Annotated in this window: 25 protein-coding genes and 1 tRNA gene; 12 read left to right on the forward strand and 14 right to left on the reverse strand. The window is 62.3% G+C overall.

Going from position 1 to position 24,335, the window contains the following annotated elements:
* Positions 1-13 precede the first annotated feature (13 nt).
* Positions 14-805, reverse strand: coding sequence for a helix-turn-helix domain-containing protein (locus tag GRZ55_RS14100; RefSeq protein WP_169287583.1), 792 nt, complete (start codon positions 803-805; stop codon positions 14-16).
* A 105-nt stretch (positions 806-910) separates the two neighbouring features.
* Between GRZ55_RS14100 and GRZ55_RS14105 the strand changes: the two genes are divergently transcribed.
* The 5 genes from GRZ55_RS14105 to GRZ55_RS14125 all read left to right on the forward strand — a co-directional run bounded on the left by GRZ55_RS14105 (position 911) and on the right by GRZ55_RS14125 (position 7,330).
* Positions 911-2,482 (forward strand): ABC transporter substrate-binding protein, encoded by a 1,572-nt coding sequence (locus GRZ55_RS14105; RefSeq protein WP_169287584.1) that lies wholly within the window; start codon positions 911-913, stop codon positions 2,480-2,482.
* Between the two features lie 82 nt (positions 2,483-2,564).
* Positions 2,565-4,559, forward strand: coding sequence for a CocE/NonD family hydrolase (locus GRZ55_RS14110; protein ID WP_169287585.1), 1,995 nt, complete (start codon positions 2,565-2,567; stop codon positions 4,557-4,559).
* 402 nt (positions 4,560-4,961) lie between these two features.
* Positions 4,962-6,128 (forward strand): site-specific integrase, encoded by a 1,167-nt coding sequence (locus GRZ55_RS14115; RefSeq protein ID WP_169287586.1) that lies wholly within the window; start codon positions 4,962-4,964, stop codon positions 6,126-6,128.
* A gap of 58 nt (positions 6,129-6,186) precedes the next feature.
* The gene (locus GRZ55_RS14120; protein WP_169287587.1) at positions 6,187-6,570 is read left to right on the forward strand and encodes a hypothetical protein; all 384 of its coding nucleotides are present in this window, start codon (positions 6,187-6,189) and stop codon (positions 6,568-6,570) included.
* 520 nt (positions 6,571-7,090) lie between these two features.
* Complete coding sequence (locus GRZ55_RS14125) at positions 7,091-7,330, forward strand: hypothetical protein (RefSeq protein WP_169287588.1); 240 nt, start codon at positions 7,091-7,093, stop codon at positions 7,328-7,330.
* Positions 7,331-7,398: 68 nt separating this feature from the next.
* Here the strand turns inward: GRZ55_RS14125 and GRZ55_RS14130 are convergent, their stop codons facing one another.
* On the reverse strand, positions 7,399-9,027 hold the full coding sequence (locus GRZ55_RS14130; protein ID WP_169287589.1) for a DUF262 domain-containing protein: 1,629 nt from the start codon (positions 9,025-9,027) through the stop codon (positions 7,399-7,401).
* A gap of 223 nt (positions 9,028-9,250) precedes the next feature.
* Between GRZ55_RS14130 and GRZ55_RS14135 the strand changes: the two genes are divergently transcribed.
* Positions 9,251-9,829: a hypothetical protein gene (locus tag GRZ55_RS14135; RefSeq protein ID WP_169287590.1), complete on the forward strand. Its 579-nt coding sequence runs from the start codon at positions 9,251-9,253 to the stop codon at positions 9,827-9,829.
* 369 nt (positions 9,830-10,198) lie between these two features.
* Here the strand turns inward: GRZ55_RS14135 and GRZ55_RS14140 are convergent, their stop codons facing one another.
* The 5 genes from GRZ55_RS14140 to GRZ55_RS14160 form a co-directional block, all read right to left on the reverse strand.
* A complete protein-coding gene (locus GRZ55_RS14140) occupies positions 10,199-11,122 on the reverse strand; it encodes an HNH endonuclease signature motif containing protein (RefSeq protein ID WP_169287591.1) in 924 nt (307 codons plus the stop codon).
* Between the two features lie 607 nt (positions 11,123-11,729).
* The gene (locus GRZ55_RS14145) at positions 11,730-11,918 is read right to left on the reverse strand and encodes a hypothetical protein (RefSeq protein WP_169287592.1); all 189 of its coding nucleotides are present in this window, start codon (positions 11,916-11,918) and stop codon (positions 11,730-11,732) included.
* Entirely contained in the window at positions 11,915-12,145 is a 231-nt protein-coding gene (locus GRZ55_RS14150) for a hypothetical protein (protein WP_169287593.1), read from the reverse strand. The genes GRZ55_RS14145 and GRZ55_RS14150 overlap by 4 nt, the downstream gene beginning before the upstream one ends.
* Before the next feature lie 239 nt (positions 12,146-12,384).
* The gene (locus tag GRZ55_RS14155; RefSeq protein ID WP_169287594.1) at positions 12,385-13,392 is read right to left on the reverse strand and encodes a hypothetical protein; all 1,008 of its coding nucleotides are present in this window, start codon (positions 13,390-13,392) and stop codon (positions 12,385-12,387) included.
* A 26-nt stretch (positions 13,393-13,418) separates the two neighbouring features.
* Positions 13,419-13,601, reverse strand: coding sequence for an AlpA family transcriptional regulator (locus GRZ55_RS14160; RefSeq protein WP_169287595.1), 183 nt, complete (start codon positions 13,599-13,601; stop codon positions 13,419-13,421).
* 146 nt (positions 13,602-13,747) lie between these two features.
* Here GRZ55_RS14160 and GRZ55_RS14165 point away from each other — a divergent pair, with 146 nt between their 5' ends.
* Entirely contained in the window at positions 13,748-14,731 is a 984-nt protein-coding gene (locus GRZ55_RS14165) for a hypothetical protein (RefSeq protein WP_169287596.1), read from the forward strand.
* A gap of 4 nt (positions 14,732-14,735) precedes the next feature.
* Here the strand turns inward: GRZ55_RS14165 and GRZ55_RS14170 are convergent, their stop codons facing one another.
* The gene (locus GRZ55_RS14170) at positions 14,736-15,980 is read right to left on the reverse strand and encodes a ParB/RepB/Spo0J family partition protein (protein ID WP_169287597.1); all 1,245 of its coding nucleotides are present in this window, start codon (positions 15,978-15,980) and stop codon (positions 14,736-14,738) included.
* A 310-nt stretch (positions 15,981-16,290) separates the two neighbouring features.
* Positions 16,291-16,380 (reverse strand) — tRNA-Ser (locus GRZ55_RS14175).
* Between the two features lie 241 nt (positions 16,381-16,621).
* Between GRZ55_RS14175 and GRZ55_RS14180 the strand changes: the two genes are divergently transcribed.
* The 4 genes from GRZ55_RS14180 (at position 16,622) to GRZ55_RS14195 (ending at position 20,094) form a co-directional block, all read left to right on the forward strand.
* Complete coding sequence (locus GRZ55_RS14180; protein ID WP_169287598.1) at positions 16,622-16,951, forward strand: hypothetical protein; 330 nt, start codon at positions 16,622-16,624, stop codon at positions 16,949-16,951.
* A gap of 32 nt (positions 16,952-16,983) precedes the next feature.
* Positions 16,984-17,646, forward strand: a complete 663-nt coding sequence (gene msrA / locus GRZ55_RS14185; RefSeq protein ID WP_169287599.1) for a peptide-methionine (S)-S-oxide reductase MsrA — start codon at positions 16,984-16,986, stop codon at positions 17,644-17,646.
* Positions 17,647-17,802: 156 nt separating this feature from the next.
* Positions 17,803-18,795, forward strand: coding sequence for a BMP family protein (locus tag GRZ55_RS14190; RefSeq protein WP_169287600.1), 993 nt, complete (start codon positions 17,803-17,805; stop codon positions 18,793-18,795).
* A gap of 135 nt (positions 18,796-18,930) precedes the next feature.
* Positions 18,931-20,094 (forward strand): MFS transporter, encoded by a 1,164-nt coding sequence (locus GRZ55_RS14195; protein ID WP_169287601.1) that lies wholly within the window; start codon positions 18,931-18,933, stop codon positions 20,092-20,094.
* Positions 20,095-20,103: 9 nt separating this feature from the next.
* On the opposite strand, the gene GRZ55_RS14200 is transcribed toward GRZ55_RS14195, so the two are convergent.
* Together GRZ55_RS14200 and GRZ55_RS14205 are read right to left on the reverse strand one after the other, a co-directional pair.
* On the reverse strand, positions 20,104-20,829 hold the full coding sequence (locus tag GRZ55_RS14200; RefSeq protein ID WP_169287602.1) for an anti-sigma factor: 726 nt from the start codon (positions 20,827-20,829) through the stop codon (positions 20,104-20,106).
* On the reverse strand, positions 20,826-21,359 hold the full coding sequence (locus tag GRZ55_RS14205) for a sigma-70 family RNA polymerase sigma factor (protein WP_246734759.1): 534 nt from the start codon (positions 21,357-21,359) through the stop codon (positions 20,826-20,828). The genes GRZ55_RS14200 and GRZ55_RS14205 overlap by 4 nt, the downstream gene beginning before the upstream one ends.
* Before the next feature lie 218 nt (positions 21,360-21,577).
* Between GRZ55_RS14205 and GRZ55_RS14210 the strand changes: the two genes are divergently transcribed.
* Complete coding sequence (locus GRZ55_RS14210; protein WP_246734760.1) at positions 21,578-22,378, forward strand: DUF4394 domain-containing protein; 801 nt, start codon at positions 21,578-21,580, stop codon at positions 22,376-22,378.
* Between the two features lie 59 nt (positions 22,379-22,437).
* Here the strand turns inward: GRZ55_RS14210 and GRZ55_RS14215 are convergent, their stop codons facing one another.
* Genes GRZ55_RS14215 through GRZ55_RS14225 form a run of 3 tightly spaced genes read right to left on the reverse strand, consistent with a single transcriptional unit; the run spans position 22,438 to position 24,247 of the window.
* Positions 22,438-22,647 (reverse strand): SlyX family protein, encoded by a 210-nt coding sequence (locus GRZ55_RS14215; RefSeq protein WP_169287603.1) that lies wholly within the window; start codon positions 22,645-22,647, stop codon positions 22,438-22,440.
* Positions 22,644-23,081, reverse strand: a complete 438-nt coding sequence (locus tag GRZ55_RS14220) for a thioesterase family protein (RefSeq protein WP_246734772.1) — start codon at positions 23,079-23,081, stop codon at positions 22,644-22,646. The genes GRZ55_RS14215 and GRZ55_RS14220 overlap by 4 nt, the downstream gene beginning before the upstream one ends.
* On the reverse strand, positions 23,075-24,247 hold the full coding sequence (locus GRZ55_RS14225) for an iron-containing alcohol dehydrogenase (RefSeq protein ID WP_169287745.1): 1,173 nt from the start codon (positions 24,245-24,247) through the stop codon (positions 23,075-23,077). Before GRZ55_RS14225 ends, GRZ55_RS14220 begins: the two co-directional genes overlap by 7 nt.
* Positions 24,248-24,335: the final 88 nt, after the last annotated feature.

Genomic DNA, 24,335 nt, shown 5'->3' on the forward strand with positions numbered 1-24,335 from the left:
ATCGGCAGACTGATCAGTCGAGCGTCACGGTCACGGGTTCCCCTGATCCCAGGAACGAGACCACTGGCGAGGGGAGGTTGCCGGATGACGTGGTGTAGCTGCCGCAACGCGAGATGAGGGCTCGCCGGTCGGTCTGGTGACCGTGATGGCGCCAGATCATTCGAGAGGCGTAGGGTTGATTATCCTTGCGCCAGGACACACCCATAGTGACCCCCCTTAGAAACAGGCGCTGATGCACCTCGAAGGGCATCAGCACCGTCTGGCCGAAGGTCGGCGCGTCGCCGCGCGTTCGCTCCGTGATGAAAATGCGGTTCCTGTAGAAGGCCGCCAGTCCGACATAACGTGACCTTTGCCGGATCCCGCTCTCGGCATCTTCTATCCGCTCAAGCGTGGTCACCACGACGTGGCCTTCTTCCTCGCGAAGATGTGCGCATGAGCACACGACATGGCCAGGCCACGAAAGGGACAAATGGTAGGTCTGATAAAAGCCCAGATATCTGCGCAGCGCCGAGAGGTCGCCCGGAAACGCGTCAAGCAGGGGATGACGCGGATCGGCGGGCGCGTGACCGGTAGCCAGTCGGCGCCGGAACTCCTCGGGGGGCGCCGTGAAATCGCCGGGCTCAAGACCGAAGGCGGACGCGATGCGCAGCAGGTTGTGCGGCGACGGACGCGCCTGCCCGTTTATGTAGCGATTGAATTGCTGCCGGTTCAGCCCGACCTCGCGACAGAAATCCGAAATCGAAACGCGCGTGCTGCAGGCATACTTGAGATTGGCATAAAATTTGTGACGGGCATGATGATCCATGCCGATAGCGTAAAGCCGCGCAAGGACGCGTCAAGTCGCGAAATTGCGTAGCTTGGGGCATCGGTCATGATCTGCCGCAAAACAGCAGCCAAGGAGGGCGTCATCATGATCGACCTACGCAATGGATATCCCCGTTTGAACCTGTCCCGCAGAAGCTTCGTTCAAGGAAGCGCGGCGCTTGGCCTGGTGAGCGCAGCCGGCGGCCTCCTGGCCGGGCCGGCGCGCGCGGAGGAACCGAAGCGTGGCGGAAACCTGCGCATGGGGATCGGCGGTGGTGCATCGGCCGACACGTTGGACCCGGCGATGGCCACAGCGACAGTGGCATTCGTGATCGCGCATTGCTGGGGCGATACGCTGGTTGAATCGGATCCCGAGACCGGTGAGGCGGTACCTTCGCTCGCCGAATCCTGGACTCCATCGCCCGATGCCACGCAATGGACCTTCAAGATCCGTCAGGGCGTGGAATTCCACGATGGATCGCCGATGACGGCAGCAGACGTCGTCGAGACGATCCGTCGCCATTCCGACAGCGAATCCCAGTCGGGTGCGCTCGGACTTCTGGGCTCCGTCGTTAGCGTCGAGGAGGTCGCGGGCGATGTTGTTGTTACCCTGAGTGAAGGCAGTGCCGACCTCCCGCTGGTGCTGTCGGACTACCACATCCAGATTCAGCCCAATGGCGGAAAAGACGATCCGATGGCCGCGATCGGCACGGGTCCCTACAAGCTGGTGAGCTTTGAACCCGGCATCCGAGCGACATTCGAGAAGAACGAAAACGACTGGCGCGATGACCGCGGCTTTGTCGACAGCGTCGAGCTCATCGTCATGAACGACGCGACCGCACGCGTCAGCGCGATCACCTCCGGCCAGGTTGATTTCATCAACACCGTCGATCCCAAGACAGTGGCGCTCCTGGAGCGTGCGCCGAACGTCGAGATCCTGCAGACATCGGGCAAGGGCTTCTACTCCTTCCTCATGCACTGCAATACCGCGCCCTTCGACAACAACGATCTCAGGCTGGCGCTGAAATACGCCATCGACCGCGAGGCAATCCTGAATCAGGTCGTCGGCGGGTTCGGTACGCTAGGCAACGATTTCCCGGTCAACGACAATTATGCACTCGCTCCGGAGATCGAGCAGCGCGAATACGATCCCGACAAGGCCGCCTTCCACTTTAGGGAATCGGGCCATGAAGGTCCGATTCTGCTGCGTACCGCCGAGACAGCCTTCCCTGGGGCCGTCGATGCCGCGCAGATCTTCCAGCAAAGCGCCGCCGCAGCGGGCATCGAGATCGACGTGCGCCGCGAGCCAAACGACGGTTACTGGTCGGAAGTCTGGAACGTTCAGCCCTTCTGCGCCTCCTATTGGGGTGGTCGTCCCACCCAGGATACACGCTACGCGACCTCCTATGTTTCGGATGCGGAATGGAACGACACCCGCTTCATGAGGTCGGATTTCGACGCCATGGCCGCCCAGGCTCGCGCCGAGCTCGACGAGGACAAGCGGCGCGCGCTCTACCGCGACATGGCATTGATGGTGCGTGACGAGGGCGGTCTGATTCTGCCGGTCTTCAACGACTTCGTGAACGCGTCCTCGGCAAGGCTCAGGGGCTTCGTCCACGACATCGGCAACGACATCTCGAACGGACGTATCGCAAGCAGGGTCTGGCTCGACGCCTGACGCTCCCCTGGGCGAATCCGAAATCCTTGATCCGTGGCGGCGACCACCGCCGCGGACCTCTCCTTCTACATATGAGCGTACAATGACTGAACGCAGCTTCCGCGTCATCGAGAACGAATGGATTCGGCTGGCCGACGGTACACGTCTGGCCGCGCGCATCTGGATGCCGGATGGAGCCGAGGTCGAGACCGTGCCGGCTGTGCTCGAGTTTCTGCCCTACCGAAAGCGCAATGGCACCGCCCCGCGCGACGAATCCACCTATCCCGCTTTCGCGGCCGCCGGCATCGCGGGCGTGCGGGTGGATATTCGCGGCTCTGGCGAATCCGAAGGCGTCATCGACGGGGAGTACACGCCGCGTGAATTGTCCGACACGGTGGAGGTCATCGAATGGATCGCCAGCCGACCCTGGTCCAACGGCAATGTCGGCATGATGGGAATCTCTTGGGGCGGCTTCAACTGTCTGCAGGTTGCCGCGCTCAAGCCGCCCGCGCTGAAGGCCGTCATCTCGATCGCTTCGACTGTCGATCGCTACAATGACGACATCCACTACAAGAACGGCACGCACCTCTCGGCGCAATTGTCCTGGGCGGCGACAATGCTCGCTTATCAGTCGCGTCCGCCAGATCCCGAAATCGTCGGCGACGCATGGAAGGAGATGTGGCTTGAACGCCTGGAGCATGAGCCCTTCTTCATGGCAGACTGGCTGTCCCACCAGCGTCGCGACGCCTTCTGGGAACAAGGCTCTATCTGTGAGGACTTTGACGCGTTTCCCGTGCCGGCCCTCGTAATTGCCGGCTGGGCAGACGGTTACCGCAATACGCCGCTGAAGGCCGTGGAGGGCATGCCCGACAAGGCCAAGGCGCTGGTCGGTCCCTGGGTGCACAAATATCCACATTTCGCCTATCCCAAGCCGCGGGCCGATTTTCTGGGCGAAGCGATCGCATGGTGGGGCCGCTGGCTGCGAAACGACGACAATGGCGCGGAAAGTCTCCCACAGATGCGTGCCTTTATTCTGGACGGGCCGCGCCCCGCGCTCTGGCGTGAGAGCGACCCGGGCTACTGGATCGCCAAGGACCAGTGGACACCACCGCAGGAACGGAATCTGCGTCTCGACGAGGCGGGCAGGCTGAGCGAATCGCCGAGCACGCCCTTCGCCGGCACAATGCGACTTCGGTCACCGCTTGATACGGGCGTGGCGGCAGGTGAGTGGTTCACGAGCAAGCCGGATGCGGAACTGGCGGGTGACCAGCGCATCGACGACGCTGGCTCCTTGGTTTTCGACAGCGCGCCGCTAGAGGAAGAATGTGTCCTTCTCGGACAGCCGCGATTGTCCGTCCGCCTGACGAGCGATGCGCCGCAGGGCAATCTCTGCGCGCGCATTGTAGACTTGCATCCCGACGGCACGGCAACCCGAATCTGCTTCGGGGTGCTCAATCTCGCCCACCGGCATTCGAATGCTGATCCGCAACCGATGGCGCCAGGCGAGCCGACCGAGATCGAAATGACGCTTGATGCCTGCGGCTATCGCATTGCACCGGGACACCGTATGCGCCTTGCGCTTTCCAGCGCCTATTGGCCGACGATCCTGCCACCGCCCTGTGATGCCGGTCTGGACATCGAACTCGCCTCCCTGCGTTTGGCGCTCCCGCTGCTGGGTGATCACCGCCGCATACAGGTCGCCCAACCGGCCGTGGCCGACCCCCTGCCAAGGTACGAGACGCTGGTGGACGGCAGCGGTGGACGCCGCGTCGAACGTGATCTCGTTTCGGGCGTGACCGCCTACAAGGTTTTCGAGGATACCGGACTCAACCGGCATCCCGGAAATGGGCTTGCGAGCCGCGATACCCGCGAGGAGACATGGTCGATCCTCGCGAACGATCCGCTCTCCATGACCGGTGAGGCGAGATGGACCTGCCACGCGCAACGGGCCGGCTGGGAAGCCAGCACGCATTGTATCTCCACACTCGCCTGTACCGAGACGGAATGGGTGATCTCGGCCACTGTCGAGGCCTTCCACAATGGCAAGAGCGTCTTCACCCGCACGCGGTCAGAGCGGATCGCCCGGGACCTTATGTAAGGACGCCGGCTGACGCGGCCGCAGCCAAGCGGCCAGCGCGCGCGATCGGAACCCTGCGCGACCCGAACCAGCCTGAGATACGAACGATGGCGGAGGGATCTGGCATGCTTTCGAACTTGAATCCAAGCCGGTGACTGCCCGCCGGCCGGTCCGGCTTCCCTGCGAAGGCATTGAGCGAAGCGAAACTGCCGTCAGCGGTATGATGGCGGAGAGAGAGGCCGTTTCGGCATCCGGTAAGCATTTGAAAACAAACAGGAATTCCGTTTGATTGCAGCGACTTAGGCCAAATCGGCTCCACGCCAATGCACGCCGAAAAACGCCAATGCCCGTCCTCAACGTGTATGTGGACGTGTATGTGGAAAATGCGCTAAGGGTTCGAATGCGGAAACGGGATTCGAACCCATGCCCAAGACCCTCTCAGCCAAGGAAGTGGAAGCCCTGGACAGCGATGGGATGCACCGCGTTGACGTGGGCCTCTATCTGCAAATCCGCGACGAAGGCAAGACCCGCTCGTGGCTTCTCCGCTATCGCTACCGGGGCAAGCCCAAATGGATGGGCCTCGGTCCCGCACGCCTCATCACCGTAACAGAAGCCAAGCGGAAAGCACTGGCCGGCCAGCGGCTCCTCCTTGACGGGATCGATCCCGCAAAGGCCAGACGCGAGGAGCGCCGCGCCAACGCCTTGACCTTTGCCGAATGTGCCGAGCGCTACATCAAGGCCCACAAGGCCGGCTGGCGAAACGACAAGCACATAGCGCAGTGGCAATCGACGCTGGACACCTATGCGGGGCCGATCATCGGCAAGCTCCTCGTGGACGAGGTGGACACGGACCACATCCTCAAGGTGCTGGAGCCGATCTGGACCACCAAGACCGAGACGGCCACGCGGGTTCGGGGACGCATTGAACGCGTGCTTGATTGGGCTGGGGCCTCAGGCATGAGGGAGGGCGAAAATCCCGCGCGCTGGAAAGGCAACCTCATCCATCATCTCCCTGCCGCCGCCAAGGTCCAGAAGTCCGGCAACCATGCGATGGTGGCCTATGCGGACGTGCCGGCTGTCATGCGCGATCTGGCCAAGATGGACTCCGCCTCGGCACGAGCCTTGCGCTTCACCATCCTCACGGCCGCGCGGACCGGGGAGGTGTTGGGCGCCACATGGGATGAGGTGGACCTCAAGGCGAAGGTGTGGACCGTTCCGGCTGAGCGCATGAAAGCCGGCAAGGCTCATCGTGTGACACTATCGGATGCGGCCGTGGCGGTGCTCAACGAGATGCCCATTGTGGGCGCACGCGCCCACAATGCCCGCATATTCCCCTTGTCCAACATGGCCATGCTGCAATGTGTGCGCGGCCTCAGAGACGGCGCGACCGTCCACGGCTTCCGGGCCTCGTTCTCGACATGGGCCAATGAGACCACCGAGCACCCACGCGAGATTGTGGAGGCATCGCTGGCCCATACAGTTGGGGACGCGGTGGAGCGGGCCTATCGGCGCGGGGATTATCTGGCGAAGCGGCGGGCCTTGATGGACGATTGGGCAGCGTATCTCGCCAAGGTGCGTAGCGCCGGGTAGCTCCAATCCGATCTTTCCAGTCCATCGAAATTTAGAACATGACCGGCAACCTCGGTGCATGGCCCGGAACGTCTTTCAATTCCGCCGCGTGAAATGGGGAGACCCGGAGCACAAGCTCAAGGTCCTCTCGGAGGACTTGCGGCCGCGCCGCTTGTGGCTGAGACCCTCGGTGCCCGCGATCCTCACCACCGTGTTTCTTGGTGGCGCCTTCGGCGTTGGCTTCACCGCTAACACCGAATTGGTCAATCGCGTGGCGCCCATGGCGCCGGGGTTTGGTTGCAACATCAAGGGAAATATCAGCCAGAACACCGGCGAGCGGATTTATCATGTCCCCGGTCAACGCTATTACAATGCCACGCGCATTTCCCTCAGGCATGGCGAACGCTGGTTTTGCACTGAGGAGGAGGCGCGGAGGGCCGGTTGGCGGAGGTCGCGGGTCTAGTCCGAGGATTCTTCACGGTTGCGGTCCAAGGAGGGGCCTCTCATGGTAGCCAATGAGCGCACATCTCGGTGGACCCTAGCGATCAAGAATCGTGGTATTCTTCTGCTGTATTTTGTTGTTTTTAGCCCGTTTGCAGTATTTTCTCTTTTTGTAATATATGAAGCCGTGTTCCATGGAAGCATACTTATGAAAGGTGGGTGGCGATCTTTTTCAGAATACCCGATTTGGTTCATTATGCATTTTATGGTTTATGTTGTCGGGGGCACTGCGCTGTTATTTGTATCGGTAATGTCCGCGAAGACGCTTCTTGAGAGCCTTTTCAGGAATGAGCGAGACTGAGTTGTTTCCCATTGGGGCAATTGGCTAGGAAGCCGGGGAAATAAAGGCGTAACGGCCCCTGAGAGCCTCACCAGCGCGCGTTAGCTCCAAGGCGGGTGTTGGATGTCCTCCCCACTTCGCCGCTCTCCTTGACGCCCTCTTGGGAATATCGTCCTATGGGCGCATGCGCTACAAAGGCCGGATGTCGAATGCCAAAGTGAGGGCCAACTGGCCCCATGCCGTGGTGGTGGAAGCCGCCGCGCTTCAAGGGCTCGGTGTCCACCTCAATGGGGCCTATCCAAGCATCTCGGAACGGACCACGCATGTGGTGGACGAGCGCGGCCGGGGCTATGTGGTCTTGCGCTTTGCCGATGCCGAGGAGGCGGAGCTATTCCGGCGCCGCGCCCATGGTGAGGTCTATGATCCGAAGGCGTGGGAATAACAGTTACCGAACGCTGGGTTGAAATTCATCCGCATACAAAATCCTGAGTAAGACGCTTTCATATGCCGTTACCACTGAGCGAGCCGCAAAGCCTCTGCCTGCACAGTCTCAGAACGCAAAATGAGGAATGAATTGTAGTCGTCATTTAGAGCCGCCTCGAATGCCTCCTCCGATATCAGATTGGACTGCAGTAGATCGCGCAATCCTTCTCCCGCATTGGAGATGACCTGCTGTAGGTAGTCAGAAGGCGCGCGGTTGGTGATAATCTTGTTGCTGGCAGAGCTCAACATGACAAAATTGGCAAGAGAATTGGCCTGTCGAGCCCCAACCCCTCGGTGCTTAAGGAAATCTCGTGGAAAGAAGTGATGGTACTCCCTTGCGTTTCCGTGAAACAGGGCGCGACCGACATCGATTCTCGCACCTGTGAGGAGGTCGCGAGGTTGATTGAATGCGAGTAGCAGAATGAGAATCTTGGAGTGAGCAGAGTTAGAGCGGAATTCCCGTTGTCGCCAGATCGCTGCCGGCGGAGCAGAAGTTGATGCTTCGATTTCGGCAACCACCCCTTGCGCAAATTCCTTTGCAGCAGCTTGATCGGCGGCCATGTTCCCGGTGTTCCATCCTCCGAAGTAGCCAGCGATAGCGGTACGCCAAAACCACCTTTTGATCGCCTCGGTCTGGACGGGCGTAGGGTTGGTAAGCAGTCGAAACACTTCCCCTAAAACGACCACTTGGTTTACGTATGGTAGCTGGCGGTCGCTTGGTATGTGGAGCTCTGTTACCAAGAAATCGACGGCCCTTTGATAGGCCGACTTGGTCGCGTTCACCGCCGCAATAAGCCGGTCGGATTCATGCCTTCTCAGCTGATCAATGCTCGACTCTGAAAAGCCTCCGCCAGCGGCGGCCGAAATGCTACGAAGTATCGTCTTTCTCTCCACGCCGCCAAATTGCTTCTCGTCAAGCTCGTCCGTTATCGAGGAGATTTGATCTACGAGGTCAAAATCCTCACTCCAGGTCGCGGCCCTCATGAGGTCTACAATTGTAAGGGGCGTCCCTTTGCTGTTGATCCTTTCGAAGATCGGCGCCACAGCCTCGATGGACATATCGTGCAGCGTAACGGTAGCGATTTTGTAGTCCTTGAATCTATTGAATAGAGCTCGTGCATCCTCAGCAAGCTGTTGCCCGTCTTCTTCTTTTTCGAGAAACGCGATCTGCTGAAAATATGCAGCGGCATCAGGAATACGGTTCAATCGAATTCGATGGACTGGGGGAGCATCGAGGGACTCAAGGTGTACGAAGCGCTTGTCCCGAAGATCGAAGGCGACATTCCATTTGCTACGCGGGTCTCGTCCGCGCCAGTAAAGTGCCCCGCATATAGTCGACAAACGTTGCTGACCATCGAGAAGATAGTTTACGGGATAATCTTGTTTGGTGGGAGCGATATCCAGATCAGCAATGTTTCGTTCACTTTTTAATTCTTGCCGACTCCTCCAAAGGAGGACACTGCCCACGGGATAATTGTTGAATATCGAGTCGAGGAGATCAATAATCTGGGATTTTTCCCACACGAAGTCCCTTTGGAATTTCGGCAACAAAATGTCTCCGGAGAGTATGCGCGCCGCCAGCTCCTCAATGCGATCAACCGTTGGTTCCGGAGCGCGCACCTGAGGCTTGCTTTCGATATTTGTAGACTTCTTCATGTGTATAGCCCCTCGATTCGTGTGGCCACTATAGACTAGGTTAACAAAGTAGGGCAAAGATCATCAGTAATTCACATGAAATCTCAGGCGCCGGCAACGTGAGGCGACCAAATAATTTGCGGAGGCTTCCCGCCGCATTTTGTGCGGCAAAGGCGGGAGCTCGTGGAGATTGAGGAGGCCGCCTAGTGTGGCCCGTCTCAGCCCTCGCCTTGGCGGTCGTTGCGTGGGCGATCTGGCGGCCGAGCCTGCTATCCTGGACGGCGGCCGGGGTGGCGAACGCGGTGGCCGCGTGGATGATCTGGACAGGCATTTGAGGCTAGGAAGGACAAAGGCCGAAATGGATAAGCGGCAACCCCCGGTGCATATCGGCAATCTATTCATCCTATCCCAACTCCAGTATCCGCTCATCGCGCTGGCGCTCCCCCCGATCATCGTCCTCAGCCTGAGTTACGTGGCTATTGCTACCGCGCTGACCTACTCGACTGGCGGCGATTTTAGCCCGTTGACGCGGGCGGGAGCCGTTATTGTCACCGTGGCTTTCCTTTACGTGCTGGCGGAGGAGGTGTGGAAGCTGACACCACGCCGATTGATCTTGGAGATTGAGGGATCGTTTTCGTTCGCCAAGCTGGACGAGCGCGAGGAAAGCCAGATCGCATTGCAGCGGTTCCGGGCGATGACAAACAGAATGGTGCGCTGGCACCGCCCGGTGGCCCGTTCGGTTGAGGCGTTTCTCATTGTCCTAGGCGGGGTCTTGAGCGGCTTTGGCGATCTGATTGGACCTTACATTTTCGCCGGCACCTGACCACCGAAACATGCCGATAACGGCCCCTGAGAGGCCCGCCAGCGCGTGTTGATGTCCGGGTGGGTGTTGGGATGCCAGGGTAGGCCGGATGTCACGCTCAGCCTACCTCACCAGCTGGCCGGGAAGCCTTGCCTGATATAGCGTTGCGCCAGATTGGCCGGAACGGCAATCCGACCATCATTTCAACCACTTAGGCTCAATGACGGTGGGTTGAATAGGATAGTATGTAGGCATATTATCCTATCGACGGCGCCCTAATCGGGTAGAATCGGGATTTTGAACCTTATAGCTGGCCACGGAACGCGCTATGCCGCCCCGTAAGGCATCAACGGCTACCGGGGACCCATTTGCCGGGGGAAAATTTCGCCCCTATCCGCGCGGCGGAGGATACCTGCTCCAGTTAATCGTCCCGTCGAAATCGTTCACGTCCCTGGCCCACACCGCCAATCCACGCGCGACGTATTCAGCCGCTTCCTCAACTGTGCAGTCGAACCGGTTGGCCTTCTGTGTATTCTCACGTGCGGTGAGATACTGGAGGTTGGCCAGCCGGTGAAGACCAGCGAGAAGCGGGTGGACGATGGGGATGATGTGATCCACTACGAGGTCCTCGGGGCACTCCCTGTAGAAGGCTTGTATTGCCAGCTTCTCCGCCTTGGTGATCCACGGTGGCGTCCTCAATACCCGAGCTCGGTGACCCGATAGACCACGTGCTGTTCTATCCCTCCGGCGCTTCCGGTACCGCTCGGGGTCACGCCAATAGGCTTCCTGTGACTTCTCTTGGTCCTGCCTAAAGACCTCCTCGGTGCCCTCAACCTGCATCCTGTCGAGGCGGGCTTGTTTCATCTTCTCGATTGCCGCGCGGCGCTTCTCCTCCCGTTCGATTATCGCGGCTTCCAACCCGATAGCGTCAATGCGATCCAACCAAGCAATAGACTCCAGGGCGCCTTTGCGGTCGAACCCGAGCGCCTCCACCTCTGCCCGCTTCTGGCGCCGCTCCTCCCGCAGCCTTTGACGTTCCGCCCGTGCCGCTGCACGCTCGGGTGCCTTGGCCTCCCGAGCCCTTCCCGCATACACAAGACCCCTCGCATTTGAACACGCCTGGCATGTGCCGTTGTGCGCGGTCCGCGCCGCGACGTGGCCGTGGGCGCATGGCCTTCCGGTAAAGTAGTATCGGCAGCCGACCGCTTTCGCCTCCGCAGGGGATCGCGGGAGGGCGGCAAGATCGGCGGGGATGTCTTTACTTCTTGGCATCGCTTTGTCTCCTTCCTCAATCTCTTTGCTACTCTCCCGCATGGCAGAAAAAGTCTCAGTCCCACCCTCCTCCCCACCCCCTCCCCTTAAGGGGGAGGGGGGTGTGTGTGGTGGGGTGTTAGGACAGGGCCATTGATGAAACTTTCCCGTAATTCTTCCCCCATGGGACCTAATTAAAACAATTACTTAGCTAGAATTCTTCCCGGCGGGAAAACCCCCTAGAGGCTGTCCCAGAGGTGTCCCAGGCTTTCCCAAGTGAGACGTTTCGGAACGAAATTCACTCAAAATCAGTCTCACGGTCTTCGGCTGCATATCGGTCCAACAGAAGGTCTTCGGCACGCACCGCTGCCTCCTCCGTCAGCCTCATCGACGGCCGCCGTTTGAGGGAGCCCTCCTGTCTCATTCGCTTCAATGCGCGGAAAATGCTTGCACGGCTCCAGCCAGGGCGGCCGGTTCCGAGAAGATCGGACGGGCGGCGGGGCTCCATCTCGTGGATGAAGACGAGAAGCTCGTCCTCATCGATCTGCGCTGCGAATGTGCCGGACTTTGATCTTGGCTGTTTCATTCTTCCAATCCCGGAATTGAGGGTGGCGGGGAGGCGAGAATTGAAACCGCCGTCCCCGCCATTCCGCCGCGTCGTGCGGCGAAACTAGGCGCGCTCCCGGACCGCCTCCGCGATCAATACGAGGCCAGCCAAGAGCGCGGCGGCCGTTGCGTCTCCGGTTGTCTTGTGAAGATGCTCGAAAGCGTCGGTTGCGTCGCTCAAGTCCAACGCTTCGGTGGTGCCACGACCGCCGCGAAGGCTCGGGGGCGTGAAGTGCTCGGTCCGCGCGGTCATCGTGCGTTCCGCTTCGCGTAGATCGCAGCAACATCGAGGCCCCTGAGGCCGCGCGGCTTGGGGGCCGAGGCGGCACCGACGACCTGAGAGACCGCCGCACCACGGGCCAGCGGGTCCGCGATAGCCATGGCGTCAAAAAGCCGGTCCCACTCGGCGTGGGTGTGGCCGATGTGGCCGCTCGGGTCGTGGCCCCGGCCGAGGAGGACGAATTTTGGTTCTGTGTTCATTGTCTGAATCCTTCGGGTTCGAAAAAATGGGCGGGTCGCCACGCGGGTTAGGAGCCAACCAAACGACCCGCCCGAGGTGGCCTCCGCGACATGGACACGCGCGGAGGCGGCGGAGACTTGGCGGGACCAGGCCGAAAGGAAAAACCCGGCCCCGCCGTTGGCCGCGTCCCCCTCACCAAAGGGACGCGACCGCAGCGCGCTCGGTGTCGAGATGGCAAACCACCGAGCGCAGCAGCTGGTTACCGGATGCCGAGGAGGTGACGGGGGTCGGCACCGCGCGGAAAATCGACCTCCGCGCCCTCGTCCCTGGCACGCCAGAGAGCTTCGATCTGGAGCCGCTTGAGGCTCTCAATCTCGGTGTCGATCTTCCGGAGACGTGTGCGCTTCTCGGCGGCCGTGAGCGTCATGGTGACACCCTCGTGGTGCGCGCGTATCTGGCGCTCAAGGGACTCGGCCACCCGTTCGGGGGCGATCCAGCATGCGATGGCGCGTGCGTCGGTAGCGTAGGGGATGCCGCCAACACCAGCCGGTTCGGCCAGGACGCGCTGGCGGGGCCATTCGACAGAGAAGCCCGAGCCATCCTGGCGCATGACCAATTCGGGCTCCCGCGCCCACTGGCCGATCAAATTGCGGATGTCGGCAAGGTCCTCATCCAGCGGCCGGGATGCCTCGGCAAGTTCGTGGCGCTCCTCGGTCTTGCCGGCAACTTCGCGACCGTGGCGCGTGGCGGAATCGAGCCAGCTTTCGCCGCGTTCCTTCTGAGGCTCGGCCGGGTGGTCCTCGATTGCCGCGCCCGTCGAGGCCAGCCGGTCGAGGAGCTTTCGGCCGCCCTCAGCGTTCTCCTCGGCCGTGAGACGACGCGCGATGAGTGCTTGGCCACGGGCCAAGATGGCCGGCTGGCGGGTCAGATGTTGAGCCAAACGGGACTTGTGGTGGTCGCGTTCGCGCTCCTGTGCCTTGGTCAATCCGCGCGACATTTCCTCCGCGTCGAGGCCGGCGATTTCGCGTTGCATCGCGTCCTTTTCACGACGCCAATCCTCATGTGCCTGGTGCACGCCGGCCGCATCGGCCGAGTTCTTGGCCGCGTCATCCTCCAGCTTGAGGAGGCGATCCTGGCTCCGCTCGGTGGGCTCGGAGGGTTCGCGCGTTTCGGGCTCCCAATTGTGGGCGGCATCCGTGACCTGGCGGCCCATAAAGACGCCCGTCGCGGCAACGGCCATGGCCGCCAAGTTCGTCAAAGTGCTCATTTCAACTGTCCTTTGTGTTGAGGGCCTCAGGCCCGTTCGCTCAGTCGCTCGTCAATCCAGCCGTCGATTTCATCCGAGGCCCACGCCACCCGCCGCGCCGGAAGCTTCACCGGCTTGGGAAATTTGCCTTCGCGAACGAGGTCCCGGATCGTGGTCGGGGACAAAGAGACGCGCTGGCAAACAACAGATAGAGGCAAAAGAACTCGCATGACTAAACGTCCGTTGACTGTGAGGCGTATTGTCTTTCACTTTTGGATATGGAGTCAACGAATTCAGGATGTCGCGCGTTATTTCGATACGATTAACTTAGGAGATTTTGCAGGGCACTTTATACTTGCGCCTTGGAGTTGCCGCCTTGACCTCCTATCTTTCGGCCATGGCACGCCCCGGTTCACTCCTCCCCCGGTTCCGCACGGTCGAAAGGGCCGAGGAGGCGGCTGTCCAGGTGATAGAGGCCCTCGGCTCCCCGTGGCTGGCAAAGACGGGCAAATCCAAGAGCGTCCCCAAGCCCACCGCATCCGCCGTGCTACAGGCCGGCCGGCTCCTCGACTGGCATTGCGCGCGTCGTCCGCTCAGCCCTGTCGTGCTCAAGGCCCTCATGTGCGCATTGCGCGTGGAGCCTCAGGTGCGCCGGATCGAAGCGGCGGCCGAGGCCCGAGCATGGTCCGGCACGATGACGGTCAAGGAGATTGCGGAGGCGACAGGCTTTAGCGAACGCCAGATTTATGCGTGGCGCAAGGAGGCGCCGGCCTATCCGCAATGGGCTACAAACGAGGAGGCCGTAGCGGCGGCCCGTGCCGTGGCTGAGAAGTGTCGCGGGACCTTGGGAGAGGCCCATCGCTATCCGTCCCCGGACGGTGCGCTCATCGTCTATGCCGCCCTTCGCCACTTCACTGAGCGCGGACTCCCCATCCACGAGGGCCTTTGGTGGTGCGCACTATGCGCTATGGGTCTGGCGGACCAGATCGGATTGCTTGAGAGCACCATTAAAGGGACGCGGGCGCGCATCCTATATTCCGAGGTCCTCCACCGCATGGCCCGTCTGGACGCTGAGAGCGATTACTCGGGCAAGCCCCGGCGCTCGGATGCTGCCATGCTCCGCAAGCTGGAGGTCCATTTCGCTGGCCAACCCCGCATGGTGCCCAAGCATGATACTGTCCGGGCCTATCGGGCCATGGAAGGCTATAAGGACCATGTGGCCGTTGCGGCGACCTATGTCCGCCTCCACAATGATCCCCGTACACCGGAGGAGAAGCGGCAGGCTTGGAACGCATTGGTAGCCGCCCACAAGGCCGGCGAAGTGCCACCCTTAGCCGGACAGATCACTCCGGCCGAGTAGGTAGTCAGCCTACATTACGTGACGTTGCCAGCCACTTGGCCCGCCATTGCTCAGGCGCGCGGCTCCAAACCCGGTTCATTTCGGCGGCCCATTCCTGATAGTTGTCGGCCGAGGCGGCGGGAAACGGTTGGGAGCCATTGACCTCCCGCATTCTGTTGACCGTTTCGGCCACTTCCTTGCGGACACGGCTCAGATACTCGGCCGCGTCTAGCCTCCTCTCCGGGTCAAGATAGGGGACACCATGCCGCTCCAGCAGATCGGAGAGTGTGTCGGCCACGCTCATGATCCTCAGAAACTCCCCCTGATTTTCCTCAATGGCCTTTCTCCGATTGCCCTTCGCGGTGGGGTCCCAAAGCAGATTGGCGATGTGGTCCACCATGGCGCGGGCTTCGGTGAGGTAACCTTCCCCCAGCACATTGAGAGCCTCGTCAGCGACCTTGCGATGGTGCGGGGTGAGGTATTCGATCCCATGAATGAGGGCCACGTCACGGGCATCGCGATAACGATCTGGCTGGAGGCCAACGGCCTTCGCAATGTCCGCGATGCGTTCGCCGGCCTCCTCCATTTCGAGGCCCTTGATGGCAGCATCGATCAGCGAAATGCCCGTGGTGGATTCCACCTTGGGGCCGCGCTTCACGGCCGGCACGGACGCGGTATCGGCCGGTAGCCGGAGCGGGACCACATTGGACGCCTCGGGCTCCGGCTTCATCTCTTTCTGGATTCGTTGGACTTGGCGAACGGAGAGGCCGGTGGCCTCGGCCACCTTGGCGGCGACACCCTTCTTGCCCCGGCCGCCCTTGTTGGAAACTGCGACATGTGTCGCGGTTTCGACACCTGAGGGAGACTGCAATTCCAGCAACCGCTTAACTTGCTCTTTGCGTTCGGCCGAGGTTAGCTCTTGCCGGTGGAGGTTCTCGACAATCTCAATTGCCTCCGCCTCATCGTCACTCATGTTGATATGGACGATGGCCTCCACACGTTCCCACCCAAGGGCCTTGGCGGCCTCCAGGCGGCGGGCGCCAGCCACGAGGACGCGGGTGGGCATCCACTCCCCGTCCCGGTCATCTGGCCAGTCCTCCCTCACGATGATGGGGGCTTGCTGGCCGTGTTCCTCAAGGGAGGCCATGAGCGCCTTAAATTCATCATCCTTGCGGACCGGCCGGAGGCGCTTGCCCACTTTTACCGCGTTGGGCGCAACGAGGGAGGTCTTGCCCCACATCTTGCGAAACTTTTCGGTGGTCATCTTCATGGGCTTGGTACTCAATACGCGTCCCGCTTCAACTCTCCCTCATGTAGGCATTAGAAACGCGCAGAAATATGGCGTGCTTAAGAAAAGGTTAACAGCTAAAATTTGAATAAAATTGCTTGCAACGACTGCGTGGCAGGGCGAGGCCGACTAGAGAACATGCCGAATCGTCTCCAAACTCGCCCGAGTGCATTTTGCGCCAAGCCTCGCCAGACCCCGCGAAGTCCCGTAGCAGACGTGTATGTGTGGGTGTAGTTTGCTATATCGCCCTGATGCGAAAAGCCAATAAAATCAAGTGCTTAGGTGGCGCATATGGCGGAGAGAGAGGGATTCGAACCCTCGATACGGTTTCCCGTATACACGCGTTCCAGGCGTGCGCCTTCAACCACTCGGCCACCTCTCCGCAGCCCCCGGTTCTTGATGGCCGGGGCAGGTCGTGCGTGGCTCATCTAGTCGATTGGCGCGCGCCTGCCAAGGCATGAACGGCGCTTTTTCGCAGCCAGCGCGCGCACACGTCCCGCCAGGCGGCATTATGGGCGGCCTGTCATCGATTGCGCGCTGCCAGCGCCTGGCATATGTGGGGACCGGGATGAGGTCGGGGCGGTACTTGCGCGCCATGGCCCACAAGCCAAACGGAAGATTGCATGGCTGTCATCAGATTTGCGTTCAGGGTCATCTCGACACTGCTGCTCGCTGCTGCCGTCGTTGTTGCGGTCGTCGATGCGACGCGATCCATCGCCGCCGAAGCCCTGCTCACAACGACGCTCGCCGAAGCCTGGGCGCAGATCGCTCCTGGACTGCTAGCCGACGCTGTCTCAAATGTAGCCAACTCGGACTTCTACTTGGCGAAGACATTGTTCGAGGGCCTGCTGGGGGKGGGGGTGGTGGGGGTGCTCGTAATCCTGGCCATGGTGTTCTATATCATGGGGCGCAGACCAACGCGCCGCGCCGGGCGCCTCCACGACGGGGCTTGAACGGCGCCGGCCTGGGAAAGGATCGGTGTTTGATGTTCTTCCTCGGTGACCTCCTCGGCAAGAAGACCCGCATGCCCACCGCGCAAGAGGCGCTGCCCGGCCGCGCCGACCCGATCCCCACCTCGAGCGAGCACGCCGTCTCCGGGCGCCCGCTCCACGGCCCCTATCCCGAAGGCCTCGAGAAGGCCATGTTCGGCATGGGCTGCTTCTGGGGCGCCGAACGGCTTTTCTGGCAGACCGAGGGCGTCTGGGTCACCGCAGTCGGCTATGCCGGCGGTCTGACGCCCAATCCGACCTATCGCGAGACCACCACCGGCATGACCGGCCATGCGGAAGTGGTGCTGGTGGTCTTCGATCCGGCCAAGATCAGCTATCGCGATCTGCTGCGCATCTTCTGGGAAAGCCACGACCCGACCCAGGGCATGCGCCAGGGCAATGATGTGGGAACGACCTATCGCTCCGCGATCTACACCTTCGGCACCGAGCAGCAGGAACTGGCGGCCCGCTCCAAGGAAGATTACGAGGCGGCTCTTGCCGCCTCCGGCCGCGGCAGGGTGACCACCGAGCTCGCACCGGCGCCCCAGTTCTATTTCGCCGAGGCCGAGCACCAGCAATATCTGGCCAAGAACCCAGGCGGATATTGCGGTCTCCAGGGCACGGGCGTCGCCTGTCCCATACCGGCTTCGGTCGCCTGAGACGGATTTTTCCGGAAGGTCAAGATTCCGGGTGATATTTGCCGTTTGCCGTGCAAGACTGGCCTCAGGCGGGCATCTGACCGCTGGAGCCGGCGCGGCCCTGGCCGCCCCGTACAAGAAGAAAACGCGACCGACAACCTACAGGGTGTGGATCACATGAATCGTTTCATCATCGGCCTTCTGGCCGCCACCGCGCTGACCGTTCCGGCCATGGCAGACGAAATCCGGCCTGGCCTGCTGTTCGATCTCGGCGGCAAGTTCGACAAGTCGTTCAACGAAGCCTCCTATGAAGGAGCCGAGCTGTTCAAGAACGAAACCGGCATCGAGTATGTCGAGTTCGAAATCTCGAACGAGGCCCAGCGCGAACAGGCCTTGCGGCGCTTCGCGGAAGATGGCCGCAACCCGATCGTCATGGCAGGCTTTTCCTGGGCATCGGCTCTCGAGCCGGTGGCGCAGGACTATCCCGAGGTCGATTTCGCCATCATCGACATGGTTGTCGACCAGCCCAACGTGCGCTCGATCGTCTTCAAGGAGCAGGAGGGTTCCTACCTCGTCGGCATGCTTGCAGGCATGAAGTCGGAGACCGGCACGGTCGGCTTCGTGGGCGGCATGGAAATCCCGCTCATCGGCAAGTTCGAATGCGGCTATATCGGCGGCGTGATGGCTGCCGATGAAGGCGCGACCGTCATCCGCAACTATACCGGCGACACGCCGGCTGCCTGGAACGATCCGACCCGCGGCGGTGAAATCACCCGCTCGCAGATCGAGCAGGGCGCGGACGTCGTCTATCACGCCGCCGGCGGAACCGGCGTGGGTGTGCTGCAGGCAGCCGCCGACGCGGGCAAGTTCGGCATCGGCGTCGACTCCAACCAGAACCACCTGCACCCCGGCTCGGTTCTCACCTCGATGCTGAAGCGCGTCGACGTCGCCGTCTACGAGGCCTTCATGGACGCCCACAACGGCGACTTCTCCTATGGCATCCAGAATCTCGGCCTGGCCGAGGACGGCGTGGGCTATGCCCTCGACGAGCACAATGAGGATCTGATCACCGCCGAGATGCGTGAAGCCGTGGAAGCGGCAAAGGCGGCCATCATCGCCGGCGAAATCCAGGTCCACGACTTCTCCACCGACAATAACTGCCCCTACTGATCGACTGCGGGCAGTCTATCGAAACACGCCGCCGGTCCTTCCGAGGGCCGGCGGTTTTCGTCTCTGGCACAGCACATCGCTGCTTGTGAACCGGGTTGCGAAGGCGTAGTCCTCCACCCCTGCACAGGTCTTCCCATGTCTTTGCCTACCCTCCGCCTAGCTGCCGTTTCGCTTGTGATACTGACCGGCGTTCTGGCCGGTGCGCAGCTTGGCAAGATTGCCCCCGTCCTCTTGTGGTATCGGGACGAAATCGGCCTTTCGCTGCAGGGCGCAGGCTGGCTGACAGCGATGCTCGGCCTGTTCGTGGCGGTGGCGGCTCTGCCCACGGGCCTGGCGATTGGCCGGATGGGGGCCGTTCGCGCCACAGGCTGTGGCTCGATCCTGCTTGTCGTGGGCGGCCTGGCGCTGGCGCTTCTTGTTGCACCCGTTGCGATATTCGGGGCAAGGCTCGTCGAAGCGGTTGGCTATCTGATCGTCTGCATCTCACTTCCCGCCATTCTGAACGATATTTCCCCGACACGCTGGAAGGGACCGGTCCTGGCGATCTGGAGCGGCTTCGTTCCGCTGGGCTATGCCACGGCCGATCTGATGGCGGCCTGGCTGGTTCCGCTTGGCGGGCCGCCCGTCTTCCTGGCCGCACTGACGGTGCTGTACGGCTTGCTGTGGCAGGCGAGCAGGCTGGCGCTCTCCAGCCTTGGCGAGGCGCCGGCAATAGCACCGATCAGGACGAAGGGATCCTCACTAGCGCTGCCTGTCCTGCTTGTCGCTACCAGCTTTGGCCTCTTCGTCATCCTGTCGGTCGCCTTCTTCACCTTCCTGCCCAGCTATGCGTTGCAAGGCGCGCTTCTTCTGCCCGCCGGTCTTGTCGCGCTGACGGTGCCGGCCGGCAATCTTCTGGCCAGCATTCTGGTGCGCGGGAGGGGGGCGGGCTTCATGGCCGCCCTGGGCGTTGCCGGATTTTCTGTATGCGCGCTGGCCGCGCCGCTGGCTTTCGGAAGCGAATCCGGCGCCATGACGACAGCCGCCGCCATTCTGCTTGCCGTGGGGGGTGCCGTCGTCGCTTCCGCGCTGTTCGCGGCGATCCCGTTCGTCACACCGCCCAGCGGCTCCGTCGCCTTCACACTGGGGATCGTCAGCCAGGCGGGCGGGATCGGGACGCTGGCGGGTCCGCCGCTCGCCGCCTGGATGCTGGAGGGGCAGGGGTGGAACGGCTTCGGCTGGTTCCTTTCGGCAATCGCGCTGACGGGCGTGGCATGCCTGACGCCGCTCGCGATCGGCGCGATGCGTCGCCCGGCATGAGACAGGCTTCTATCGCGGCGGACGCACGGCCAGTCCCTGGACAAGCATCGGGCCGAGCGGCCTGCCCACCGGCGAACCCGGAGCGTCTTCGAGCGTGATGGCGTAAAACTGGTCGGCCTGCGGCCGGGGCAGATCCGGCCCGGCCAGAACCAGTTCCCGAGGCTGGCTGAAGGTTCCGAGAGACACCGGTCCGACATCCTCATCGAACATCGTCCAGGCTTCCATTACCTTGCCACCCGGCACGTCGAAGTCACGCAGTGGCACGATACGAACCCGATCGTCGCCATAGGCCTCCATGAAGGCCGCCGGCACCTCGTCGTCATCAACCAGCACGACCACGACGACAGGTTCGGGTGCGGGCTGCATGAACTGTCCGCCCACATAGCCGAGGCCGAAGGCCGCCAGAAGGCACGCGGCCAGAAGCGCGTTCTGCCAGCCGGACAGACCTCTCCTGCGAGGCGGCGCGACGCGAGGCGGCGAAGTCGGTGCGGACGCAGATGCAGCCTCGCCTTCTCGATCGAGGCGCTCCGCGATCTTTCGCCAGAGCTCCTCCGACGCGGTTTCGTGCGGAAGGTGTTCCTGCAGCGCTTCGAAACGTCCCGCCAGACTGGCGACTTCGCGCGCCAGTTCTTGATCCGCGGCAAGTTCCTCCTCGAAACGCGCGAGCGCCTCGTCGTCCAGGAGGCCGAGCACGTATTCGCCGGCGCGTGCGGTACGGATTTCCTCGGGTGTCATGACAGGCACTCCCGAAGCGCGATCACGCCCCTGCGAATCCAAGCCTTGACCGTGCCGACAGGAGCTTTCAGCTGCGATGCGATTTCGCCGTGGGTAAAGCCGACCACATAGGCCATCACGATCGATTGGCGCCGGTTCGGCTCGAGTTCGTCGAGACACCGCCGCAACTCGTCGCCGGGCGGCAGTGCATCATAGGCATGCTGGGCGTCGCCCGCGCGATCGCCGAGATCAGCCAGAGTGGCGGGGTCGTGAAAATCCATCCGCGCGCTGTCGCGCAGCAGGTTGAGGGCGCGGTGACGCACGATGGTCGTCAACCAGGCCCGCGCAGACCCCTTGGCGGCGTCGAACTGGGAGGCCCGGCGCCAGACGGTGCAGAACACGTCCTGAACCACCTCTTCGGCAAGATCCTTGCGCCTGACGATCCGACGCGCGATCGCGATCATCCGTCCGGCTTCGAGACGAAAGAGGTTCTCAAGCGCCGACCGCTCGCCATCGGCTATGCGGCCGAGCAACCGTTCCAGTGAAGACAAATGAGTGAGATTCAAACCCGCCCGACCAAATCGCTGTTCAACGTCAATCACACCGTTCTACCCCAGGCGGTCGTCTTTGGATGCCTGAAACGAAAAAAAAGTTGAGGCCCGTGCATCCAGGAGCAGCTCTCCATGTGTAGCACCCATGCAGGACGATCGAGGGCCCGAAGGCACCGGCCTCCTGCGCGAATGCAAATGAATTCCAAAAGGAGAGAGAAATGTCCCCCATTCTCAATCGTATTGCGACGCTGTCGCTGATTGGCGCCGGCACCATGGCGATCGCTTCGGCAGCCGTCGCCGCGCCCGCGGTCGGCCTTGTCGACGACCGCACCCTGGTCTGGTTCGAGACGACCACGGGCGAAGTGATGAACATGGTCGACGTCGAAGGTGTCGAACGCCTGCATGGCATCGACGTGCGTCCGGCCGACGGCATGCTCTATGGGGTTGCCGGCAATGGCGCGCTGGTGACCATCGACCTCGACACCGGCATGGCCACCGAAGGCGAGATGCTGTCGGAGATGCTGCCCGAAGGCGTGACGGCCAGCGTCAACTTCAACCCCGTGGCCGACCGCCTCCGCGTCATGGGTTCCGACGGCACCAATCTGCGCATCAATGTCGATACGGGCGAGACCCTGGTCGACGGATCGCTGCATTTTGACGACGGCGACATGAACGCCGATGCCGAGCCGAACGTGGTGGCGACCGCCTACACCAACGGGGTGCCGATGGAGACGCCGGAAACCACCTCCATGTGGGATATCGATGCCTCGCTCGGCGCCCTGCTGCGCCAGACGGCACCCAATGACGGCACCCTCGCCACGATCGGCATGCTCGGCGTGGACGCGGATCACTACGCGATCGATTTCGAGGTGCGCGGCATGGATGACAACGTGCTGTGGATGGTTGTCGGGAACGGCATCTACACGGTCGACATCGAAACCGGCGAAGCCGTCATGGAAGCCGAGCTCGACGGCGTCGAGGGCACCGTGCGCGATATCGCAATCCTTCCGGCCATGTAAGCCGGAGGATGCGGGGGACGCGATGGCCGGAGTCCCTGGCTCCGGTCATCGTCGCTTCCCTACCAGTGCGGCGGCCGGGTCACCGGGATGTCCGGAGACGCGTTCGCCTCCACTTCCATGAGGCGCTTCGTCAGGAGATCGAGCTTCTGGCGCAGCGCCTCGATCTCCCTCCACTGCCCGGCGATCTGCCCGGACAGTTCCTCGATGGTGCGATCCTGTTCGGCGGCCATGATCTCGAGGCGTGTAAGCCGGTCATCGTCGGTGTTCATGTGGCAATGGACTCCAGCGCCATGCGCAATGCATCCCCGACCGGCGTCGGCCGTCGGCTCCTGCGATCGACATAGACATGGACGAAAAAGCCTTCCGCGGCCGCCTGCGTCTCGTCGTTTCGGAACAGACCAACCTCGTAGCGCACCGACGAGGTGCCGAGCCTGGCGACCCTGAGGCCCGCGGTGACCGTGTCCGGAAAGGCCATCTCCGAGAAATAGCGGCAGCCGGTCTCAACCACGAGGCCGATCTGGTCGCCGCCCGCGATGTCGAGCACGCCTTCCTCTATCAGCCAGCCATTCACCGCGCTGTCGAACAGCGAATAATGGACCACGTTGTTCATGTGGCCATAGATGTCGTTGTCCATCCATCGCGTGGTCAGCGTGCGGAAGGCGCGATAATCCGCGCGCGTGGTGGGGACGGGGCGGCTCACCAGGCGGCCCTGTAGATGTCGAGCGCATCGGCCTGCGATACCGCGCGCGGGTTGTTGACCAGCAATCTCTGCTGCTTCATCGCGTCGGCAGCCATCTTTGCCAGATGCTCCTCGCCAATGCCCACATCGCGCAGGCGCTGCTGAAGCCCGACCCTGGCCGACAGGCCCGCCAGCCGCTCGATGAAGGCGCTACAGCGGCCCTGCGTGTCGTCTCCTCCCGCCAGATCCGGAAAGCAGTCGCCGGCGATCTCGGCGTAGAGATGGGCGGCCTCCGGCGCGTTGAAGCGCAGCACATGCGGCAGCACGAGCGCGTTGGAGAGCCCGTGCGGGACGTGGAAGGTTCCGCCGATCGGGTAGGCCAGCGCATGCACCGCCGCGACGGGCGAATTGGCGAAGGCCTGACCCGCCAGCATCGAGCCGAGCAGCATGGCCGAGCGCGCCTCCATGTTCTGCCCGTCGAAGACGGCTGTCTCGATATTGGCCGCAAGAAGCCGCAGCGCCTCGCGCGCCAGCGTCTTCGATAGGGGATTGTTGTTGGCGCTCCTGGAAGCATAGGCCTCGATCGCATGGACCATGGCATCGATGCCGGTGGCCGCGGTGATCGCCGGCGGCAGGCCGAGGGTGAGATCGGGATCGAGCACGGCAATGTCCGGCAGAAGAAGCGCACTGGAGACGCCTCGCTTTTCCTCCTGGCCGACGGTGATGATGGAGACCGGCGTGACTTCCGATCCCGTTCCGGCGGTTGTCGGCACGAGCACCAGCGGCAGGCGCGGCCCCTTCGCATTGCCCACGCCCCAGGCCTCGTCCAGATCCTCGCCCGAGCCCAGCAGGAGCGCGGCCAGCTTGGCGACGTCGAGCGAGGAACCGCCGCCGAAACCGGCGACGCCGGTGGCATTCGCCGCCCGGCCGATCTCGACCGCCTTCATGAGGGTGGCAAGCGAGGGGTCGGCCTCGACGGCGTCGAAGACCGTGACCTTAAGCCCGGCCTCTTGCAGCGAGGCGATGGCGGGTTCGCCCAGGCCGAGCCGGGTGAGGCCCGGATCGGTGACGAACAGGACCGACCCGCCGAGCCGGCTGGCCGCGATCGCGCCCAGCTCGCCCGCCGCCGACGGCCGGAAGACGAGGCCAGGGGTGGTGTGAAAAGAAAAGGGGGCAAGGGTGGTTGTCATGGCGAGGGAAATTGACAAGCGCGCTCCCATTTGTCGAGAGTAATCAGGCGCGTTGGCAGGGGGAGGCCGGCATGCTAGCGTTGACCAA

Origin of the sequence: Chelativorans sp. ZYF759 (assembly GCF_012911015.1) — a bacterium.
GTDB lineage: Bacteria > Pseudomonadota > Alphaproteobacteria > Rhizobiales > Rhizobiaceae > ZYF759.

Coding starts and splice junctions, on each gene's coding strand:
- GRZ55_RS14225 (WP_169287745.1), bottom strand. CDS start 24,247: ATGACAACCACCCTTGCCCCCTTTTCTTTTCACACCACCCCTGGCCTC.
- GRZ55_RS14170 (WP_169287597.1), bottom strand. CDS start 15,980: ATGAAGATGACCACCGAAAAGTTTCGCAAGATGTGGGGCAAGACCTCC.
- GRZ55_RS14200 (WP_169287602.1), bottom strand. CDS start 20,829: ATGACACCCGAGGAAATCCGTACCGCACGCGCCGGCGAATACGTGCTC.
- GRZ55_RS14155 (WP_169287594.1), bottom strand. CDS start 13,392: ATGAGCACTTTGACGAACTTGGCGGCCATGGCCGTTGCCGCGACGGGC.
- GRZ55_RS14140 (WP_169287591.1), bottom strand. CDS start 11,122: ATGCGGGAGAGTAGCAAAGAGATTGAGGAAGGAGACAAAGCGATGCCA.
- GRZ55_RS14210 (WP_246734760.1), top strand. CDS start 21,578: ATGTCCCCCATTCTCAATCGTATTGCGACGCTGTCGCTGATTGGCGCC.
- msrA (WP_169287599.1), top strand. CDS start 16,984: ATGTTCTTCCTCGGTGACCTCCTCGGCAAGAAGACCCGCATGCCCACC.
- GRZ55_RS14215 (WP_169287603.1), bottom strand. CDS start 22,647: ATGAACACCGACGATGACCGGCTTACACGCCTCGAGATCATGGCCGCC.
- GRZ55_RS14120 (WP_169287587.1), top strand. CDS start 6,187: ATGGCCCGGAACGTCTTTCAATTCCGCCGCGTGAAATGGGGAGACCCG.
- GRZ55_RS14190 (WP_169287600.1), top strand. CDS start 17,803: ATGAATCGTTTCATCATCGGCCTTCTGGCCGCCACCGCGCTGACCGTT.
- GRZ55_RS14105 (WP_169287584.1), top strand. CDS start 911: ATGATCGACCTACGCAATGGATATCCCCGTTTGAACCTGTCCCGCAGA.
- GRZ55_RS14110 (WP_169287585.1), top strand. CDS start 2,565: ATGACTGAACGCAGCTTCCGCGTCATCGAGAACGAATGGATTCGGCTG.
- GRZ55_RS14145 (WP_169287592.1), bottom strand. CDS start 11,918: ATGACCGCGCGGACCGAGCACTTCACGCCCCCGAGCCTTCGCGGCGGT.
- GRZ55_RS14130 (WP_169287589.1), bottom strand. CDS start 9,027: ATGAAGAAGTCTACAAATATCGAAAGCAAGCCTCAGGTGCGCGCTCCG.
- GRZ55_RS14115 (WP_169287586.1), top strand. CDS start 4,962: ATGCCCAAGACCCTCTCAGCCAAGGAAGTGGAAGCCCTGGACAGCGAT.
- GRZ55_RS14195 (WP_169287601.1), top strand. CDS start 18,931: ATGTCTTTGCCTACCCTCCGCCTAGCTGCCGTTTCGCTTGTGATACTG.
- GRZ55_RS14160 (WP_169287595.1), bottom strand. CDS start 13,601: ATGCGAGTTCTTTTGCCTCTATCTGTTGTTTGCCAGCGCGTCTCTTTG.
- GRZ55_RS14125 (WP_169287588.1), top strand. CDS start 7,091: ATGTCGAATGCCAAAGTGAGGGCCAACTGGCCCCATGCCGTGGTGGTG.
- GRZ55_RS14150 (WP_169287593.1), bottom strand. CDS start 12,145: ATGAACACAGAACCAAAATTCGTCCTCCTCGGCCGGGGCCACGACCCG.
- GRZ55_RS14100 (WP_169287583.1), bottom strand. CDS start 805: ATGGATCATCATGCCCGTCACAAATTTTATGCCAATCTCAAGTATGCC.